Source organism: Nocardioides sp. (assembly GCF_041393715.1).
Classification (GTDB): domain Bacteria; phylum Actinomycetota; class Actinomycetes; order Propionibacteriales; family Nocardioidaceae; genus Nocardioides.
In genome coordinates, this window is record NZ_JAWKJQ010000012.1 from 1 (window position 1) to 15,190 (window position 15,190).

16 protein-coding genes are annotated in these 15,190 nt (G+C 73.5%); 2 read left to right on the top strand and 14 right to left on the bottom strand.

All coding sequences use genetic code 11. The annotated features are described in order from the left end of the window. Both R2740_RS16425 and R2740_RS16430 read right to left on the bottom strand, forming a co-directional pair. Nucleotides 1-2,124 (bottom strand): DEAD/DEAH box helicase (locus R2740_RS16425; protein ID WP_371303774.1); only part of this gene is annotated, 2,124 nt, incomplete at its 3' end. Nucleotides 2,125-2,420: 296 nt separating this feature from the next. After that, nucleotides 2,421-2,873 (bottom strand): MarR family winged helix-turn-helix transcriptional regulator, encoded by a 453-nt coding sequence (locus tag R2740_RS16430; protein ID WP_371303775.1) that lies wholly within the window; start codon nt 2,871-2,873, stop codon nt 2,421-2,423. Between the two features lie 53 nt (nt 2,874-2,926). Between R2740_RS16430 and R2740_RS16435 the strand changes: the two genes are divergently transcribed. Next, nucleotides 2,927-4,054 carry a phosphotransferase gene (locus tag R2740_RS16435; RefSeq protein WP_371303776.1) on the top strand — a complete coding sequence of 376 codons (1,128 nt, stop codon included), beginning with the start codon at nt 2,927-2,929 and terminating at the stop codon, nt 4,052-4,054. Between the two features lie 11 nt (nt 4,055-4,065). Here the strand turns inward: R2740_RS16435 and R2740_RS16440 are convergent, their stop codons facing one another. Beyond that, nucleotides 4,066-5,511: a glycine hydroxymethyltransferase gene (locus R2740_RS16440; RefSeq protein ID WP_371303777.1), complete on the bottom strand. Its 1,446-nt coding sequence runs from the start codon at nt 5,509-5,511 to the stop codon at nt 4,066-4,068. A 558-nt stretch (nt 5,512-6,069) separates the two neighbouring features. On the opposite strand from R2740_RS16440, the gene R2740_RS16445 reads away from it, so the two are divergent. Then, nucleotides 6,070-6,813 (top strand): sirohydrochlorin chelatase, encoded by a 744-nt coding sequence (locus tag R2740_RS16445; protein WP_371303778.1) that lies wholly within the window; start codon nt 6,070-6,072, stop codon nt 6,811-6,813. A gap of 20 nt (nt 6,814-6,833) precedes the next feature. Here the strand turns inward: R2740_RS16445 and R2740_RS16450 are convergent, their stop codons facing one another. The 11 genes from R2740_RS16450 to R2740_RS16500 form a co-directional block, all read right to left on the bottom strand. After that, a complete protein-coding gene (locus tag R2740_RS16450) occupies nt 6,834-7,229 on the bottom strand; it encodes a DUF3037 domain-containing protein (protein WP_371303779.1) in 396 nt (131 codons plus the stop codon). Next, nucleotides 7,226-7,990: a HipA family kinase gene (locus R2740_RS16455; protein ID WP_371303780.1), complete on the bottom strand. Its 765-nt coding sequence runs from the start codon at nt 7,988-7,990 to the stop codon at nt 7,226-7,228. Before R2740_RS16455 ends, R2740_RS16450 begins: the two co-directional genes overlap by 4 nt. Then, nucleotides 7,987-8,829: a PPK2 family polyphosphate kinase gene (locus R2740_RS16460; RefSeq protein WP_371303781.1), complete on the bottom strand. Its 843-nt coding sequence runs from the start codon at nt 8,827-8,829 to the stop codon at nt 7,987-7,989. The genes R2740_RS16455 and R2740_RS16460 overlap by 4 nt, the downstream gene beginning before the upstream one ends. A 52-nt stretch (nt 8,830-8,881) precedes the next feature. Beyond that, nucleotides 8,882-9,586: a GNAT family N-acetyltransferase gene (locus R2740_RS16465; RefSeq protein WP_371303782.1), complete on the bottom strand. Its 705-nt coding sequence runs from the start codon at nt 9,584-9,586 to the stop codon at nt 8,882-8,884. A gap of 37 nt (nt 9,587-9,623) precedes the next feature. Further along, nucleotides 9,624-10,289, bottom strand: a complete 666-nt coding sequence (locus tag R2740_RS16470; RefSeq protein WP_371303783.1) for a regulatory protein RecX — start codon at nt 10,287-10,289, stop codon at nt 9,624-9,626. Then, entirely contained in the window at nt 10,273-11,334 is a 1,062-nt protein-coding gene (gene recA, locus R2740_RS16475) for a recombinase RecA (RefSeq protein ID WP_371303784.1), read from the bottom strand. Before recA ends, R2740_RS16470 begins: the two co-directional genes overlap by 17 nt. Before the next feature lie 193 nt (nt 11,335-11,527). Next, the gene (locus R2740_RS16480; RefSeq protein ID WP_371303785.1) at nt 11,528-11,980 is read right to left on the bottom strand and encodes a hypothetical protein; all 453 of its coding nucleotides are present in this window, start codon (nt 11,978-11,980) and stop codon (nt 11,528-11,530) included. After that, on the bottom strand, nt 11,980-13,152 hold the full coding sequence (locus R2740_RS16485) for a molybdopterin-dependent oxidoreductase (protein ID WP_371303786.1): 1,173 nt from the start codon (nt 13,150-13,152) through the stop codon (nt 11,980-11,982). The genes R2740_RS16480 and R2740_RS16485 overlap by 1 nt, the downstream gene beginning before the upstream one ends. Beyond that, complete coding sequence (locus R2740_RS16490; protein WP_371303787.1) at nt 13,149-13,793, bottom strand: class I SAM-dependent methyltransferase; 645 nt, start codon at nt 13,791-13,793, stop codon at nt 13,149-13,151. The genes R2740_RS16485 and R2740_RS16490 overlap by 4 nt, the downstream gene beginning before the upstream one ends. Next, nucleotides 13,790-14,491, bottom strand: coding sequence for a DUF2064 domain-containing protein (locus R2740_RS16495; RefSeq protein ID WP_371303788.1), 702 nt, complete (start codon nt 14,489-14,491; stop codon nt 13,790-13,792). Before R2740_RS16495 ends, R2740_RS16490 begins: the two co-directional genes overlap by 4 nt. Further along, complete coding sequence (locus tag R2740_RS16500) at nt 14,488-15,144, bottom strand: glycosyltransferase family 2 protein (RefSeq protein WP_371303789.1); 657 nt, start codon at nt 15,142-15,144, stop codon at nt 14,488-14,490. The genes R2740_RS16495 and R2740_RS16500 overlap by 4 nt, the downstream gene beginning before the upstream one ends. Nucleotides 15,145-15,190 lie beyond the last annotated feature (46 nt).

The window sequence follows — 15,190 nt, forward strand, 5'->3', positions numbered from 1 at the left end:
GAGCGCCTGGGTGAGGATCTCCACCAGCGCCTCGACCTGGACGTCGACGGTCTCGCCGGTGTCCTCGGCCGCACCGTCGAGGGCCCGAGCGGCGAGGCCGGCCTTGCTGTCGACCAGCTCGGCGATCTTGGCGTCGATGGTCTGCGCGGCGATGATCCGCCACGCGGTGACCGGCTCGGTCTGGCCGATGCGGTGCACCCGGTCGATCGCCTGGGTCTGCTCGGCGTCGGTCCAGGACAGCTCGGCGAGCACCACGTTGGACGACACCTGGAGGTTGATGCCGACGCCGGCGGCGGTCAGCGAGCAGACGATCACGGCCACGTCGGGGTCGTTGACGAACCCGTCGATCGCGGCGGTGCGGGCCGTCGGGGTCTGGTCGCCGCGGATGGTCGTGGTGCGCAGCCCGCGCTTGGCGAAGACCTCCTCGGCGGTGTCCATCACGTCGAGGTGCTTGGCGAAGAACACCACCTTGCCGGCGTTGCGGGCCAGCTGGGCGGCGTAGTCGGCCGCGAGCTCGGCCTTGGCCTGGCCGATCTTGCGGACCATCGTGAAGACGTTGTCCTCGGTCTTGGACTCGGCGGCCTCGGCGATCTCGCGCTCGGCCACCCGGCGTACGAGCGTGAGGTCGATGCCGTCGATGGTGGCGCCGGCGCGGCGGTGCTCCAGCGCGGCCTGGTAGCGGCTGACCAGCCGCTTGGCGAGCCGGTCCTCGGCGTCCTGGATGGAGCGGCCGACGGCGCCCTCGAGCTCGACCGGGAGGTCGGCGACCCGGCGGGCGGGGATGTCGGCGGCCACCTCGACCTTGCGGCGGCGGACGATGCCGAGGTCGATGACCGCCTGGCGGGCCAGCGGGTAGAACCCGTGGGAGGCCGGCGTCAGGTCGGTGTCCTCGAGCGCGGCCATCAGCGTGTTGCCGGGCCGGCGCTCCTCGATCCAGCCGAGGAACTGCCAGATCGTGCGGAAGTCCTCGATGTCGTTGATCAGCGGGGTGCCGGTGAGGGCCATCAGCAGCGGGCGGGCCATCCGGCGGCGGATCCGCTCGGAGATCTCCAGGACGTGCTGCGAGCGCTGGGACTTCTTGTTCTTGATGTAGTGGGCCTCGTCGACCACCATGCCCCGGAACCCGTGGTTGCCGATCCAGTCGACGTGCCGGTCGAGCACCTCGTAGTTGACGACCACCACGTCGGCGAAGCCGTCGACGGTCACGCCGTCGCCCTGGATCACGGTGACCGAGCGCTGCGGGGTCCACATCCTGACCTCGCGCGCCCAGTTGGTCTTGACGACGTTGGGCACCACGCACAGCAGCGGGTAGGCGTCGGCGACCTGGGCGGCCAGCAGTGCCTGGGCGGTCTTGCCGAGACCCGGCTCGTCGGCCAGCAGGAAGGTGCGGTGGCCGTCGGCGACGGAGGCCAGCAGCCGCGCCTGGTGGGCCATCAGATCGACGTCCGGCGGCAGCAGGATCGGCCGCGGGTCGGGCAGGTCCATGCAGGCCGGCGCGCCCGGAGCCGGGTGCTCGAAGGCGTTGAGCAGGGGCCCGATCAGCTCCCAGCCCACCAGGGTGCCCTGAGTCCGCGGGGGCGCCTGGGAGAAGTCGGGGACCAGGAACGGGTTGGCGAGCTGGGCGGCCATCACCGACGGCGGGATCACCCGGCGCTCGTGCCGCAGCGACTCCTCCGCGTCGGGCTCCTCCGGCTCCGGCTCGGGCTCGAACCCGGCCTGCCTCTGCATCTCCTGCTGCAGCCGGCGGGTCGCCTCGCTGACCTCGGCGTCCTCGGACAGCAGGCCGAAGAAGGCGGGCTGGTGGGCCGCGATCTGCGCCAGGATGGTGGCGATCCCGTCGAGCCGCTTGAGCTGCCCGTCACGCTGCGCGTCGGTGAGGGCGGTGTCGGCCTTGACCTTGGCCCGCTCGGCGCGCGCCAGCAGCGCCACCGCCTGGAACCGCGCGGTCGTGCCGGAGGACAGCTGGCCCTTCTTGACCGCCGTCTCCACCTCGCGCACCGTCATCGCGAGGACCGGGATGATCCCCTCGTTGTCGCGGGCCCGGGTGCGGGAGCGCCCGTTGCCCTGCCGCGAGCCGGAACGCTGTCCGCCCCGACCCGACCGGGATGTCTGTCGTGCCGCCAACCTGGCAGCCCCTTCCTGTGCGGCCGCGCGCGCGGCGGGCCGGTCGTGCTGCGCCGACGACGCTTGCGTCGGACGAGGTGCGGTCCGGGCGTCGCCCCGCGGACGGGGCGGCTCACCTGGACGAGTGCGGCGCCCGGCGGTGCTGCCGTGGAGCGCCTGACTGCGAGACCACAGCCGCGCCCATGATGGCGTCGAGCGGTGGCGGTCGCAACTACCTGCGGTCGAGTGTACGCCGTGGCGGCGGGTCCGCACAGCCGGACCGGGCGACGTTGCCGACCGGGGCCGGGAGCCCGCGATCAGACATCGCTGTCCGGAGCCGACGACAGCGCGGCCAGGTCCGCTCGGAAGCTGGCGTAGCGATCCGGGCCGATCCGGCGGGCCAGCTGGTCCTCGAACGCGGAGAGACGCTGGTGGATCTCGGCCACCAGGGCCCGACCGCGGCGGGTGAGCGACACCGTGCGCACCCGTCGGTCGGCTGGGTCGGTGGCGACCTCCAGGTGTCCGGAGCCGGTGAGCGCGGCGACGAACTGACCGCACCCCTGCTTGGTCATCCCCAGCCGCTGGGCCAGCTCGGTGATGCTCAGACCGCTCTCGTCGACGCCGGCGACCACCCGCAGGTGCGAGGGGCGAAGGCCGTCGAGGCCGTGGGACTCGAGCACCTGCCGCAACGGCTGCTCGCGGATCTGGTCGAAGAGCCCGGCAAGCAGGTCGGGGAGGGGGCGGTCCGCAACCTGGTTGACCACGATCATCAAGCAAGTTTACCTTTGGTCATTGGGAAAGCAACTTTCCGAAAGAGGCGATCATGGGCGACCGAACCCTGCTGGGCGCCGCCGGCGTCAGCGACGCATGGCTGGAAGGGATCGTGCGCGACCGACTGGCCGACCCGGCCGCAGCGCTGCTGAGCAGTCGCGTCGACGAGGTCGACTACGCGCTGCCCGCCATCACCACGGGTGGCAGGTGGTGGGTGAGCGGGACCGCCGCGTCCCGGGGCGAGGTGACCCCGTTCCGGTTCTTCGTCAAGGTGGTGCGCTGCTGGAGCCGCTCCCCGGAGTTCGTCCAGGTGCCCGAGGACCTCCGCGAGATGGCCGCCGCGGACGTGCCCTGGCAGACCGAGGCCGAGGTCTACCGCAGTGACCTCGCGGACCGTCTCCCGGCGGGGCTGTCGATGGTGCCGGCGTACGCCGTGCTCGACCTCGACGACCTCTCGCGCGCGCTGTGGCTGGACGCGGTCGAACCGGTCGACCTCGCCTGGGACCTGCCGACCTTCGACGCGGCCGCCCACCTGCTCGGGCGGATGGCCGCCAGCGCCAGGGTCGCTCCGCTCCGCAACGTCGGCCACACCGCGGCCGGCCCGCGGACCTACCTGCGGGGTCGGCTTCGCCACGCGGTGCTGCCGATGCTGCGCTCCCGGGTCTGGGATCACCCGCTGGTGGCCGAGACCTTCTCACCCGAGCTGCGCGCTCGCCTCCTCGCCGTCGCCGACCGGGTCGAGCAGGTGGTGGAGGAGCTCTGCTCGTTCCCGACGCACGCCGCGCATGGCGACGCCTGCCCGAACAACCTGCTCGGCCGCCCCGACGGCGGCTTCTGGCTGATCGACTTCGGGTTCTGGAGTCCGCAGCCAGTCGGCTTCGACCTGGCCCAGCTCCTGGTCGGCGGCGTGCAGACCGGTGCGATCCCGGCCGATCGGCTCGCGGAGATCGAGGCGACGATCGTGCCGGCCTACACGCAGGGGCTGCACGCGGAGGGCTCCTCGGTGACCGAGGATCAGGTCCGCCGGGCCCACGCGCTCCAGCTGGTCGTGTTCACCGGCCTGTCCACCCTGCCCTTCGAGCACCTCGAGTCGGCGATCACCCCCGCACTGGTCGCGGATGCCCGGGGGCGCGCCAGCATCGCCGAGCACAGCCTGGACCTGCTCGACGCGACGGGGTGAGCGCCGACCCGTCAGCCCAGGTCGAGGCCGGGGTAGAGCGGGTTGGCGTCGAGCAGCTCCGCGGAGGCGGCGCGGACCCGGTCGGCGACTCCGTCGCCCAGCGTGTACGACGCCTTCGACGGCGCCCCCGCGCTGGTGGTGCCCGGCGTGGTGTTCGAGAGCACGTCGACCATCAGCTCGGCGACCTTGTCGAACTCGTCGGCACCGAAGCCGCGGGTCGTGAGCGCCGGCGTACCGATGCGGACGCCGGAGGTGTACCACGCGCCGTTGGGGTCGGCGGGGACCGAGTTGCGGTTGGTGACGACGCCGGCGTCGAGCAGCGCCGACTCGGCCTGGCGGCCGGTGATGCCGAAGGAGCCGACGTCGAGCAGCACGATGTGGTTGTCGGTGCCGTCGGTGACGAGCTTGACGCCGCGCTTCATCAGCCCCTCGGCGAGCGACTTGGCGTTGTCGGCGATCCGCTGGGCGTAGTCCTGGAACGCGGGCTGCCGGGCCTCGGCGAGCGCCACGGCCTTGGCCGCCATCACGTGCGAGAGCGGACCGCCGAGCACCATCGGGCAGCCGCGGTCGACCGAGGAGGCGAACTCCTCCTGGGCGAGCACCAGGCCGCCACGCGGTCCGCGCAGCGACTTGTGGGTGGTGGTGGTGACCACGTGGGCGTGCGGCACCGGGTCCTCGTCGCCGGTGAAGACCTTGCCGGCGACCAGGCCCGCGAAGTGGGCCATGTCGACCATCAGCGTGGCGCCGACCTCGTCGGCGATCTCGCGCATCGTGGCGAAGTTGACCCGGCGGGGATAGGCGGAGTAGCCGGCGATCAGGATCAGCGGGCGGAACTCCCGCGCCTTGGCGGCGACGGCGTCGTAGTCGAGCAGCCCGGTCTCGGGGTCGGTGCCGTACTGCTGCTGGTGGAACATCTTGCCGCTGATGTTGGGTCGGAAGCCGTGCGTCAGGTGGCCACCGGCGTCGAGGCTCATGCCCAGCAGGCGCTGGTTGCCGAGCTCGGCGCGCAGCGTCTCCCAGTCACCCTCGGAGAGCTCGTTGACGTTCTTGACGCTGTGCTTCTCCAGGGCCGGAGTCTCGACCCGATGGGCCAGGATCGACCAGAACGCGACCAGGTTGGCGTCGATGCCGGAGTGCGGCTGGGCATAGGCGTACGGCGCGCCGAACAGCTCGCGGGCGTGCTCGGCCGCCAGTGCCTCGACGGTGTCGACGTTCTGGCAGCCGGCGTAGAAGCGGTGGCCGACCGTGCCCTCGGCGTACTTGTCGCTGAACCAGGTGCCCATGGTCAGCAGCACCGCCGGGGACGCGTAGTTCTCCGAGGCGATCAGCTTCAGCGAGCCGCGCTGGTCGGCGAGCTCCTGGCGGGTGGCGGCGGCGATCCGCGGCTCCACGCTCTCGATGACCTCGAGGGCCTGACGGTAGGTCGAGCTGACGAGCTCGCTGGAGGGGTCGGTCATGCGAGACAGCCTAGGAGTCCGGGTGAGGCGGCGTCAGCAGGGGCGGGTCGTCTCATTTGACGAGACGCCGTCTCACCACACGAGATTGCGATTTGTGGGACGGGCGTCCGACCCGTGAGACTGGTCGGGTGATCACTGCGGACACGCATCCCGTCCTCGTGGCCAGGCGCCACGTGGGCCTCGGTCGCGTCGTTCCTCTGATGTGTTGGCATCGCTGACCCGCCGTCCCGAGCCTCTCGGAACCCGACGGCGACCCGCCCAGCAACACCCCTCTGGGCGCCGGTCAGCGGCCCAGCCGGTCACATCCTCAGCGTCGAGGAGCCCCGAGCCGCCGATCGAGCGTCTTCCACACCCCAGGAAGCAACCGATGACCTCCCTCGCTCCCTCCCCCGCACGGACGTCGCGGACCCACGGTCCGGTCGGCCTTCCCGACCGCGCGCCGGCTCCCGGCGGCCGCCGGTCCAGGGCCCGCACCCGTCCTCGCCGGTCCGGAGACCTCGACAGTGCCGTCGGGAGCGCCCCTCGTGTCACCCCACTCCTCGAAGGGAGTTCGCTGTCATGACCGCACCCGCCCTGGTGGCGCTGGCCCCCGGCAGCCGCGACAAGCGCTCGTCGCAGACCATCACCGCACTCGTCGACGAGGTCCGTGGGCTGCGCCCGGACCTGCGGATCGAGAAGGCCTTCCTCGACCAGGCCCGACCCGACTTCCAGACGGTCGTCGAGCGCCTGGTGAAGAAGGGCCACGACGAGATCGTGGTGGTCCCGCTGCTGCTGACCGAGGCCGACCAGGCCAAGGTCGACGTACCCTCGGCGGTGGCCGAGGCGACCGCTCGGCACGAGGGCCTCAAGATCCGGGTGACGAAGATCCTGGGCCTGGAGGCGTGCTTCCTGGAGGTGCTCGACCTGCGGATGCGCGAGGCCCTCAAGACCGCGCGGGTGCGCGAGCTCGACGCGCTGGTGCTCGCCGCGGCCGGGTCGTCCGACGCGCTCGCCAACCAGTCGGTGGCCCGGCTCGCGCGGGTGTGGGGCACCCACCACAAGCTGCCGGTGACGGCGGCGTACGCGTCGTCCGCGCCGCCGGCGACCGGCGAGGCGGTGCGTGCCTTCCGCGCCGAGGGCCGCCGGCACATCGCCGTCGCCTCGCTGTTCCTCGCCCCCGGGCCGCTCCCCGACCGGGCCGCCGAGCTCGCGCTCGAGGCCGGCGCCGTCGCGGTCTCCGAACCGCTCGGCGCCCACCCGGAGATCGCCCGCACGATCCTCGCCCGCTACGCCGTCGGCGCCGTCGAGCTCGTCCCCGTCTGACCGCGAGGCGACGCGTCGGGCTAGGAGACCAGCTGGTCCAGGAGGCGGTCGAGCTGGCGGGCCGGGTCGCCGGTGACCCCACCGTGCACCGGGCCGGGGCGCAGCACGGTCGAGCGCGGGGCCTTCAGGAAGCCGAAGCGGGTGCCGCGGGAGCCGAGCCCCGCGGGCCCGGCGCGCTCATCGCCGGCGCACACATCGGTGACGAACTCCAGCCCGGAGCGGACCTGGGCCAGGTCGACGCGGGGGTCGAGGGCGAGCAACCGCTGCTCGTCGACGTGGCAGGCGGCCTGGAGGAAACCGGCCTCCTCGCAGAACAGCACCACGCCGACGTTGAGGAACTCCTCGCGGTCCGCGCGCGGGACGCAGCGGAGGACGACGTACTGGTAGGACAGCCTCGCCCCGGCGGGCATGCTCATGCCGCGCCTCGCCGCGGGAGCCACTGCCGGGCGGCGAGCCGCGCCCCCAGGAACCGCACGTACGCCGACCGCACGGCCGCCGCGTCGGCCGCCCCGGGCACCGGCGTCAACCAGTCGTCGGGCACCTCCTCGACGATCTCCGCGAGCACCGCCTCGTCCACCCGGGCGCGCAGCTCGTCGTCGACGTCGGCGACGGACGGCACCGCGAAGCCCAGCACGTGGTCCTCGGCGCTCCAGGGCTGGGCGGCGAACCGAGCGGGGTCGCCGACCCCGCCGCCCCATCCGTGGTGGAAGTAGAGGCAGGCGCCGTGGTCGATCGCCCAGGTCCGGCCGTGCCAGGACAGCAGGTTGGGGTTGCGCCACGACCGGTCGACGTTCGCGGTGAACGCGTCGAGCCAGACGATCCGGGCGGCGTCCAGCGGTGAGGGACGCTCGCCGTCGTAGCCGAAGGCGCCGGGCAGGAAGTCGACACCGAGGTTGAGCCCGAGGCTCGCGGTCAGCAGGTCCTGGACCTCCTCGTCGGCCTCGTACCGCGCGATCTCGCGGTCGAGCTCGAGCGCCACCAGGCGGGGAGTCGGGATGTCCAGTCGGCGGGCCAGCTCTCCGACGATGACCTCGGCGACGAGCACCCGCTCGCCCTGGCCGGCGCCGCGGAACTTGCAGACGTAGGTGCCGAGATCCTCGGCCTCCACCAGGCCGGGGAGCGAGCCACCCTCGCGCAGCGGGGTGACATAGCGACTCACCGCGACGGTGGGGATCACGCGATCGGCGCCTCGGTCTCGAGGCGGCGGCGCTGCTCGTCGATGTCGAAGTCGGCCTCCGGCCAGCGCAGCCCCATCCCGCGCAGCGTGTCGCGCAGCAGCACCCCGATGGCAAGGTTGCGCAGCCACTTGCGGTCGCTCGGGATGAGGTACCACGGCGCGACCTCGGTGTTCGTGCGCTCGAGGGCGATCTGGTAGGCCTCGCGGTACTGCGCCCAGCGGGACCGCTCGTCGATGTCGCCCGGGTTGAACTTCCAGTACTTCTCGGGGTCGTCGAGGCGGGCGAGCAGCCGCTCCTTCTGGGTGTCGGCGGTGATGTGCAGGAAGCACTTGACGACCTTGACGTCGCTCTCGACCAGGTCGGCCTCGAAGTCGTTGATCGCGCCGTAGCGCCGCTCGATCTCGTCGGCGTCGGCCCACTCGTGGACCCGGACGATCAGGACGTCCTCGTAGTGCGAGCGGTCGAAGGCGCCGATCTTCCCCGGCCCGGGCAGCGCCTTCTTGATCCGCCAGAGGAAGTCGTGCTTCTTCTCCTCGTCGGTGGGGGCCTTGAACGCGGTGATCCGCACGCCCTGCGGGTCCACCAGCCCGACGGTGTGCTTGAGCACGCCACCCTTGCCCGAGGTGTCCATGCCCTGGAGGACCAGCAGCACGCTGCGCGCGTGGTCCGCACCTCGTTGCGCGAAGAGCTGCTCCTGCAGCTCGGCCAGCTCCGCACCCAGCCCGGCCAGCGCCTCCTTCCCTTGGTCCTTGTCCTCGGGGAAGCCAGCGGCGCTGGCGGCGTCGAAGGTGGTCAGGTCGACAGGGCCGGGCGGAAGCCGGAGGACGTCGCTGCGCATGGGCACACCCTAGTCACCACGCCGCCGGCCGGCCGGGAGCGCCGTCTCGGGGTCAGCCGAGGACGGTGGGGACGTCCAGGGTGCAGCCGACCACGGTGCCGGTGGTGCCGTCGGCCCGCGGCTCGTCGAACCACACGCCACGCACGAAGCCGGCCTTGTCGAGCATCCGCAGCGAGGCTTCGTTGCGGTGGTCGGGCGCCGCGAAGTACGTCGTCACGTCGGCGAAGCGACGCTCCGCCCGGCGCGCCCACACCCAGACCACGCGGGCGCCCAGCCCGCGGCCCACCCAGGCCGGGTCGCCGATCGCGTAGTCGAGGCCCACCGCGTCGGGCTCGGGGCAGACGAGGGCGAAGTCGGGATGCTCGGCGATGCGATAGTCCTGCACGAAGCCGACCGACCGGCCGTTCACCTCCGCGACCCACATCCGGGTCGGGCTCATCCCGTCGATCCGCGGACCGTACTGCTCGGCCACCGACTCCGGCGTCGGGTCGCCCTCGGCGTGCCACCAGCGGCGTACGTGCTCGGCCCCTCGCCAGCGCACCAGGTCGGGGAGGTCGCCGCGGGTCATCGCGCGCAGGGTCACCATGCAGTCGTGGTCGACGACGAAGTGCTTGACCTCGCCGGAGAGGTCGACCGGGAGCGGCTCCCCCACCACGGACCGGGCGGTCCGACGGGCGGCGGCACCCCAGGACTCACCCTCGTGCACGACGCCGGAGAGCTCTCGACCCCGGTCGTGCACGACGACGTGCACGCTCATGGGGGCTTCCGCGGCGACATGCCGGCAGCCTACGACCTCAGTCGGGCGGCACCACGCCGTCCAGCGCCTCCGCGTCGTCGCGGTCGGCGAGCTCCTCACGGACCACCGCGAAGGCCAGCCCCGAGGAGTAGCCCTTGCGGCCGAGCATGCCGACCAGCCGCCGGGTGGCGGTCTGCGTGTCGACGGAGCGCAGCGACCGCAGCTTGCGGCGCACCAGCAGGCGGGCCGCGTCGCGCTGCGCCTCCTCGTCGACGACCGCGAGCGCCTCGCGGGCCACCTCGTCGGGCACTCCCTTGCGGCGCAGCTCGGCGGCCAGCGCCCGCGGGGCGAGCCCCTTGCCGGCCTGCCGGGACTCCACCCAGGACCGGGCGAAGGCGGCGTCGTCGACCAGGCCCACCTCGGTGAAGCGGTCGAGCAGCCGCTCGGCGATCTCGGGCGGCACGTCGCGGCCGTCGAGCTTGGCCCGCAGCTCGGCACGGCTGCGGGCCCGACCAGTGAGCTGGTCGAGCAGGATGGTGCGCGCCACCGACTCGGGGTCGGCGTCGGGTCCGACCGCGGCCTCGTCGTCCGGGGGCGGGGCGGCCGCCTCGGGTCGCTCACCGACCCAGGCGGTCACCCCCGCCGAGACGTCTCCGCGCCAGTGGCCGGCCGGGCGGCTCGCGGTCTCGACCCGCCCGGCTGCGCGGTCAGAAGTCGTTGACACCGATGGGCTCGTCAGACAGCGCCTCGAGCGGGTCGGCCTCGGCGTCGACCTGCGGGCCCACGCCGAGCTTCTCGAGGATCTTCTTCTCCAGCTCGTTGGCCAGGTCGGGGTTGTCCTTGAGGAACTGGCGGGCGTTCTCCTTGCCCTGGCCGAGCTGGTCGCCGTCGTAGGTGTACCAAGCGCCGGACTTGCGGACCAGGCCGGCCTCGACGCCGACGTCGATCAGGCCGCCCTCGCGGGAGATGCCCTTGCCGTACATGATGTCGAACTCGGCCTGCTTGAACGGCGGGGCCACCTTGTTCTTGACGACCTTGACCCGGGTGCGGTTGCCGACCGGCTCGGTGCCGTCCTTGAGCGTCTCGATGCGACGCACGTCGAGGCGGACCGAGGCGTAGAACTTCAGCGCCCGGCCACCGGTGGTGGTCTCGGGGCTGCCGAACATCACGCCGATCTTCTCGCGCAGCTGGTTGATGAAGATCGCGGTGGTGCCGGCGCCGTTGAGGGCGCCGGTCATCTTGCGCAGCGCCTGGCTCATCAGCCGGGCCTGCAGGCCCACGTGGCTGTCGCCCATCTCGCCCTCGATCTCGGCCCGCGGCACCAGCGCGGCCACCGAGTCGATGACGATCAGGTCGAGCGCGCCGGAGCGGATCAGCATGTCGGCGATCTCCAGGGCCTGCTCCCCGGAGTCGGGCTGGGAGACCAGCAGGGCGTCGGTGTCGACGCCGAGCGCCTTGGCGTATTCAGGGTCGAGGGCGTGCTCGGCGTCGATGAACGCCACGATGCCACCGGCGCGCTGGGCGCTGGCCACGGCGTGCAGCGCGACGGTCGTCTTGCCGGAGGACTCCGGACCGTAGATCTCCACCACGCGGCCGCGCGGCAGGCCGCCGAGGCCGAGCGCGATGTCGAGGCTGATCGCCCCGGTGGGGATCACCTCCAGCGGCGCCCGGGCGTCGTCACCCAGCCGCATCACCGAGCCCTTGCCGAACTGCTTCTCGATGCCGGCCAGCGCGGCGTCCAGCGCCTTCTCGCGGTCTCCAGCGGCCATGTCGCTCCTGCCTCTCCAGCGGTGCGCCCGCTGACGTCGGTCGCCGCGGTCCCGCGGCCGGTCGGATCGGTCGATCTGTGGAGGTGACGCTAGATCGGGCCACCGACAACGCCCGAGGAAGGCGGAGACGTCTGTGGAGGACCGGGCCAGCCGTGTCACCTGTGGACACAACCTAGCCCGAACACGTGTTCGATCAGGGTACGTCGTCCCGGCGTGTCGCGACCCCGGAGCGACCCTCCAGCCAGGCGCCGACGGCGACGCCGACCAGGCACAGGCCGACCAGCAGCGCCCAGCCGGGCCAGTAGGCCCGGTCCAGCAGCGTGGCGTTGTCGGCCCGGGCGCCGAACCGGCCGAGCACCGGCACCGCGAGCAGGGTGACCGGCCCGACGAGGACCCCGAACCGCGCCGCCGGCCCCAGCCATCCGCGAGGCAGCAGCCGGGCGGCCAGCAGTCCCGCCAGCAGCGTCAGCGGGGCCAGCAGCCCGTCGTGGCCGACCACGCCGGCGCCGAGCCAGACGGCCGTCGCCACCAGGTCGGCGAACCCGCGCTGCACCAGCAGCCAGCCGCCGTACGCCGCCCCCGCGACGCCCAGCGCGCCCAGCACCACCCGGCCCGCCGACACCCGGCCCGCCCCCACTCGACCCATCACACGACCTCCAGCCGGGCGACCCACTTCGTCTGCAGCACGCCGGGGCGGTTGGGCGCGATCACCCGGGCCGGGTAGCCGTGGTCGAGCGACAGCGGCTCGCCGGCCAACGCGAGCGCGAGCAGGCTCGAGGCGTCGTCGGCGAAGGCCGCCGGCAGCCGAGTGACCCGGAACGGTCCCGAGGGCTGCAGCGAGGTGACCAGCACCGCCGACCCGTGCGGGGCGTCGACCAGGTCGAGCAGCTCGCGGATGCGGACCCCGGTCCACGAGCCCTGGGCGCTCCACCCCTCGACGCAGGCGATCGGCAGCTCCGCGGTGGTCTGGGGCATCGCCTCCAGGTCCGCCCGCGACAGCGACGTCTCTCGGTCGCCGTGGGCCACGACCAGCCGATAGTCCGCGGCGTCGGCGAGACCGGTCACCCGCGCCGCGGCCGCTGACTTGTTGATGGGCACCCCGCCCGGCCCGTCGCCGGACCTGACCGCCAGCACCGACACCTTGCGCAGCCACGGCACCGTCGCTCCCGCGGTGGCCAGGACCGCGACGCCGGCCGCGACCCAGGTGGTGCGCAGCAGCGACCGGCGGCCCAGCGCCGAGGCCGGGAGGTCGGCCGGCCGCTCGACGATGTCGTCGTCGACGTCGTGCGCGAACGCCTGCCGGACGACGGGCAGCTTGACCGCGATATGCACGGCCAGCGCGCCGATCGCGACCCAGGCGACGGCGTCGTGGGTGGCCCGGAAGGAGAACGTCCAGGGGTACCACTGCGCGGTGTTCATCAGCCCGGTCACGAGCTGGAAGATCGCGGCCGCCATCAGCACGCCGATCGACACCCGCTCGGCGCCGTGCAGCGCCAGCTCGCGCAGCTCCTTGGGTGGCCGCGCGAAGAGCTTCGGGAAGACCGACCAGAGCTTCACGAGCAGCAGCGGCACCGCCGCCGTGCCGGCGGTCACGTGCAGCCCCTGGGTGAGCCGATAGAGCCACACCGGGTGGGTCGGGAGCGGGATCACCGGGTCGGGTTGCTGGGAGAGGTGGCTGTAGACCCCGGTGAGGAACGCGACGGCGAAGCAGACGCCCAGCCAGACGCCGATCCGCGACGTCACCTCGGGCCCGCGCAGGCGGGACCGGAAGTCCTCCTCGCGGGGGATCCGCGGACGCGTCGGGAGCCCCGTCGTCATCGAGCCACCTCCAGGACGCCGAACCAGCGGCCGGCGTGCTCGTGCACCTCGGTCGTCACCAGCCCGGCCGCCTCGGCGACCGCTGCCACGGCATCGGCGCCCACGATCGCCCACGGGAAGGGCTCGCTGTGCTGCTCCTGGGTGCGGATCGTCAGGGAGGTCCGGCGTACGCCGGAGCCGTAGGCCGCCAGGTCGGCGACCACCCGTCCGCCGACGGCCAGCAGTCCCACGACCCGGCGCAGCAGTCGCACCGGGTCGCCACCGATGCCGATGTTGCCGTCGGCGAGCAGGGCGGTGTCCCAGTCACCTTCGTGCGGGACCGGCCCGAAGACGTCGCCCTGCACCGCCGGCACCCCCCGCGCCCGCGTCTGGGCGACCGCCGCCGGCACCAGGTCGAGCCCGACCACGGCGTGGCCGAGCGAGGCCAGGTGGGCGCTCATCCGCCCGGGGCCGCAGCCGATGTCGAGGGTGCGACCCCGGCAGTGGGCGAGCAGCGCCATGTCGGAGTCGTCGGCCGGCCCGAGCCACCGCAGCACCGGCAGCATCCGGTCGTCGCCGTTGCCGCCCACCACGGCCCGACCGTCACCGGTCAGCGCCGCGGCATAGACCTCCGCGAACGGAGGGCGGTCCATGGTGGTCATCCCTGCTCCCTCTCCCCCGGACCCACGTGGAGCCCCGAGACCTCGGCCCAGGCCCGCGCGAACGCCGAGCCGGGGGCGGACGCGGCGACGGCCGCGGCGTCGTCGTGGTGGTCGACGTCGCGCAGCGTCGCGGTCGCCCCGACGGTGAGACCCGCCGCGACCAGGGCGCTGAGCGTCGCCGCACCGGTCTCGGGGGTGGACATCGGAACCCCGCGAAGCAGCTCGGCCCGGCCGGGGTCGCGCAGGGCCAGCACCCACCAGCCACCGTCGGCCGCGGCGCCCAGCACCGCGCTCGCCCTGTCGAGGCCGGCGGCCACCTCGAGAAGCAGCGCGGCCGTGACCTGGGGCGTGTCCATGCCGACCTGGACCACCGGCCCCGGGCCGGCGTCGGCGTCGGCGTGCGCGGCGACCAGCCGCTCGGCGAGGCCGTCGCCGCGCTGTGGGACGACCGTCCAGCCCCGGACGGCGTCGGTCAGGGCCGCGCCGTCGACCGCCGTCGACAGGTCGCCGTCGAGCGCCAGCACACAGCGGTCGGCGCCCACCGCCGCGGTGGCGGCGACGACGGTGTCGAGCAGCGCCGCAGCGGCCAGGCGGGCGGCGTCGGCCATCCCGAGCGTGGCGCCGAGGCGGGTCTTCACCCGGCCGGGCACCGGGGCCTTGGCCACCACCAGCACCCGGGCGTCGTACGCCGCGTTCATCGGGCCACCCGCCACAGGTCGCGGGCGGTGCGCAGGGTGCCGCGCAGCGAGCCGGAGACCTTGGAGCGGGTCCCCTCGGCGCGCGGCAGGTAGTCGACGTCGTGCTCGCTCATCCGCCAGCCCGCCTCGGTGGCCCGGCGCAGCAGCTCGAAGGGGTAGCCGAACCGGCGGTCCTCGACGCCGAGCGCCAGCAGCTCCTCGCGACGGCACACCCGCAGCGGCCCGAAGTCGCGCACGGGCAGCGACCACCGCCACCGCATCCACGCGACCACGAGCGCGTTGCCGGCCCGCGCGTGCCAGGGCCAGACACCGCGACCGACCGGCCGGCGACGGCCCATGGCCAGGTCCGCCCCGCCGTCTCGCACCTGCGCCAGCAGGGGCAGCACCGCGGTGGGGTCGAAGGAGCCGTCGCCGTCCATCACCGCGACGTACGGCGCCGACGCCGCCTCGACGCCGGCGTGCACGGCGGCGCCGTAGCCGGGCCGCGACTCGTGCACCACCAGGGCCCCCAGCCCCGCCGCCACCGCGGCCGTGTCGTCGGTCGACCCGTTGTCGACGACGATCACCCGCAGCGCCGCGGGCACCTCCGGGAGCAGGGCGCGCAGGGCCGGGCCCTCGTCCCTGCACGGGAGGATCAGGTCGCAGTCGGTCACGCTGGCCACGCTAGGTCCTCCCGAGGGTCGAAGGGCTGCCGAAAGC

Bases quoted from the DNA above. Each gene is read 5' to 3' on its own strand.
- R2740_RS16495 (WP_371303788.1), bottom strand. From the start codon at position 14,491: ATGAACGCGGCGTACGACGCCCGGGTGCTGGTGGTGGCCAAGGCCCCG.
- R2740_RS16465 (WP_371303782.1), bottom strand. From the start codon at position 9,586: ATGAGCGTGCACGTCGTCGTGCACGACCGGGGTCGAGAGCTCTCCGGC.
- R2740_RS16485 (WP_371303786.1), bottom strand. From the start codon at position 13,152: ATGACGACGGGGCTCCCGACGCGTCCGCGGATCCCCCGCGAGGAGGAC.
- R2740_RS16480 (WP_371303785.1), bottom strand. From the start codon at position 11,980: ATGGGTCGAGTGGGGGCGGGCCGGGTGTCGGCGGGCCGGGTGGTGCTG.
- recA (WP_371303784.1), bottom strand. From the start codon at position 11,334: ATGGCCGCTGGAGACCGCGAGAAGGCGCTGGACGCCGCGCTGGCCGGC.
- R2740_RS16430 (WP_371303775.1), bottom strand. From the start codon at position 2,873: ATGATCGTGGTCAACCAGGTTGCGGACCGCCCCCTCCCCGACCTGCTT.
- R2740_RS16440 (WP_371303777.1), bottom strand. From the start codon at position 5,511: ATGACCGACCCCTCCAGCGAGCTCGTCAGCTCGACCTACCGTCAGGCC.
- R2740_RS16490 (WP_371303787.1), bottom strand. From the start codon at position 13,793: ATGACCACCATGGACCGCCCTCCGTTCGCGGAGGTCTATGCCGCGGCG.
- R2740_RS16445 (WP_371303778.1), top strand. From the start codon at position 6,070: ATGACCGCACCCGCCCTGGTGGCGCTGGCCCCCGGCAGCCGCGACAAG.
- R2740_RS16450 (WP_371303779.1), bottom strand. From the start codon at position 7,229: ATGAGCATGCCCGCCGGGGCGAGGCTGTCCTACCAGTACGTCGTCCTC.
- R2740_RS16435 (WP_371303776.1), top strand. From the start codon at position 2,927: ATGGGCGACCGAACCCTGCTGGGCGCCGCCGGCGTCAGCGACGCATGG.
- R2740_RS16460 (WP_371303781.1), bottom strand. From the start codon at position 8,829: ATGCGCAGCGACGTCCTCCGGCTTCCGCCCGGCCCTGTCGACCTGACC.